2 protein-coding genes and 2 pseudogenes are annotated in these 2572 nt (G+C 39.3%); 1 reads left to right on the forward strand and 3 read right to left on the reverse strand.

The features are described 5' to 3' along the window. The 3 genes and pseudogenes from BFF42_RS14750 to BFF42_RS27280 form a co-directional block, all read right to left on the reverse strand. On the reverse strand, nt 1-949 hold a 949-nt coding region (locus BFF42_RS14750), incomplete at its 3' end, for a leucine-rich repeat domain-containing protein (protein WP_290124133.1). Nucleotides 950-1338: 389 nt separating this feature from the next. After that, a pseudogene (locus BFF42_RS14755) lies at nt 1339-1607 on the reverse strand (hypothetical protein). Between the two features lie 108 nt (nt 1608-1715). After that, a pseudogene (locus tag BFF42_RS27280) lies at nt 1716-1897 on the reverse strand (IS1 family transposase); the annotation flags it as partial. A gap of 548 nt (nt 1898-2445) precedes the next feature. Here BFF42_RS27280 and BFF42_RS14765 point away from each other — a divergent pair. Next, nucleotides 2446-2572 (forward strand): transposase (locus BFF42_RS14765; protein ID WP_073848895.1); only part of this gene is annotated, 127 nt, incomplete at its 3' end.

Raw genomic sequence — 2572 nt, forward strand, 5'->3', positions numbered from 1 at the left:
AGGTGTTGGCATGCTCTTCATGTTCAAAAGCATGCCATATCTGTGATACATCAGATTGTTTGTTTTCCGGGAACCATGCTGTCACGGCATCAGCCAGGGAGTGTTCTGGAGCGGAAATTGTGGCAGAACTTCCCATAGAGAAAAATATTCGAGGACCAGAATAATCTGGTCCGGTGGTTATTTGTTGTAGTGTACGCATGGTATGGCCAGACAGTGGATTACCTGCAACATTTACGAAGGCATTCTGAGCTAATCTCAGGACACTTTCCGGAAGTGTTGTCAGATTATTATTCATTAGCACAGCCCTGTTCATACTAAAAGGTAATTCCGGTAGTTGTTCTATAAAATTATTAGCCAGAGCCAGCCCTTCAAGCTTATCTGGAAAGGGGGGAATGCTGTCTAATCTGTTTCCAGAAACTACCAGTAATTTTAGTTCCGGTGGCAATAGTGGCAGAATATGCAATCGGTTATTATGAACCCGTAAATGAGTTAGATTTTCAGGAAGAAATGGTAATTCTTTTATCTTGTTATCACCCGCATTAAGCTCTTCTAACGTCTCGGGTAAGGCAGGTAAGCTTTCCAGTTGATTAAATTGAGCATGTATTACCTTAAGCATTGGTGGTAAATCAGGGAGATGTGTTAATAGGTTTTTTCTTATTTCCAGTGTTGTTATCTGAGGCGGTAAATCTGGTAATGTTTTTAAATCTAACTCAGATAAATTTAATTCTGCCTCTTGATTTTGTAAACATATTTTCAGCCTATTGAAGGCGATATTGCGTTGCTCGCCTGGGGTACCGTTCCTTTCCCATTCACTCCAGGCTTTTAAATAAAATTCATTACAAGATGGAGTCAGTTCCATAGGTAAAGGAAATGGAGTTAACGAGTATATATTGTTTATTTGATGCATAATACCAGAACCGATTGCCTGTATATTGGTTGATTTAATCATTATAACTAAAATTTCTTATCAACGATAAGAATTCTAGTGAAATAGAATATAGCTTATTAATTTTAAAACAGTTTGCTTTGTACCCTTTCTCCGGGTATTGCTTTCCCCCTAAGCCGTCTATGAGAAGGAGTCTGCTGTTATTCCTGAGAATGGTAATTCAGCCATAAAAAGGTATTTAAGGTCATTGCGTCTCTCCCTGTACTCGAATAATGGTGAAGAAAGCATGATGAATATATCACGATAACGTTCAGTACGTATCGAGGATAGATGGAGTTACTCCTCTCTGAAATAGAATTACTGCTCTATTTTTTTCTGTTTTCAGAAGTTATTAGTAACAAACCCTAATATATTTTTTTGAAAATAGAGCTTAAACGAGCCTGAAATTAACTTCAGAAATCAGAATACCGTTGGCTTTGTTTTTCATCAATTCCGGCTTCATTTATCTTTGTCAACCATTGTATTTCTGTAGCTGTGAATTTCAACTTTTTCGTTCGGTTGGTAGCAGGTATTTGCAATTCGTATATAGCTGTTTTTGTTTATTAAAAACAGTACATCCATCTGTAGTAACAGTAGAAGATACTAATATAGTATTTGATACTTCAGGGATGATATTTTCTTGTTTTTTGGGAAGACAAGGGAATATAGTTTGTGTAAGCATATTACTTCCTTATATTATATTTTGGTAAAAAATTTATTTTTTTACATTATAGTCGGCTAAATGAAGTTTACTGTAAAAAAACGATACTTTTTCGGGTGGCGCTTCCAATCAGTAGAATATGTGTTTTTCAATGAAGGAGCCGATGACTTTTCGTGGATTTCCACGGAACGCGAGAAGCAGATTGTTTTACGTGCCAGCCGCTTGATGCGGGTGCGGAGGGTCAGGTTGTTACGTTCAAGATATAGCATGTGCTGGATGAAGATCCCTTTTCTGGTCACCTGTTTATCTTTCGTGGCCGACGGGGTGACACTGTTAAAATGTAATGAACGCATCCCACACAATTAAACACGGAGTAGTATGATGGTTAAAAGGGTGAAACTGGCAGGTGTGGAGCCTCGCAGCTTTCCGGCATCATACTGCCCAATACGGGATGCATAAAGCGTCCTCAGACTGGAGACTCCACAAATGAAATATACACCGGTTGGCGTTGATATGGCAAAACATGTCATTCAGATTCACTTCATCAATGAGCACATGTCAGCGCCAGTGATATAAGACGGTAATGGGGATGCGGACGATTTCCTGGACTCTCAGAAGATGAAACATGTTTACTGAAGAACAAAAAATTTGCGCTATTGAGCTTTATTTCAAATATGGTAAGAAGCTTGAGGTGTACTGGCAATAGCGGACACCACCATTTGTTCTTTTTCTAAGCAGTCATCTGATAATATTTTATCCTGAAGGCTGCCGGGGAGATATTCCCCAGACGAGAGTTGAGGTAGCCTGAGTTTAACGGACACTCCTTCCTGAAATAGAATGGCATCAGAAGGAGCCAATAATGAGCAGAAAAACCCAACGTTACTCTACGGAGTTTAAAGCCGAAGCCGTCAAAACGGTTCCTGAAAATCAGCTTTCGATCAGTGAAGGCGCTTCCCGATTATCTGTTCCTGAAGGCACTTTAGGAC

The organism is Shigella sp. FC1661 (assembly GCF_001712525.1).
GTDB lineage: Bacteria > Pseudomonadota > Gammaproteobacteria > Enterobacterales > Enterobacteriaceae > Escherichia > Escherichia coli.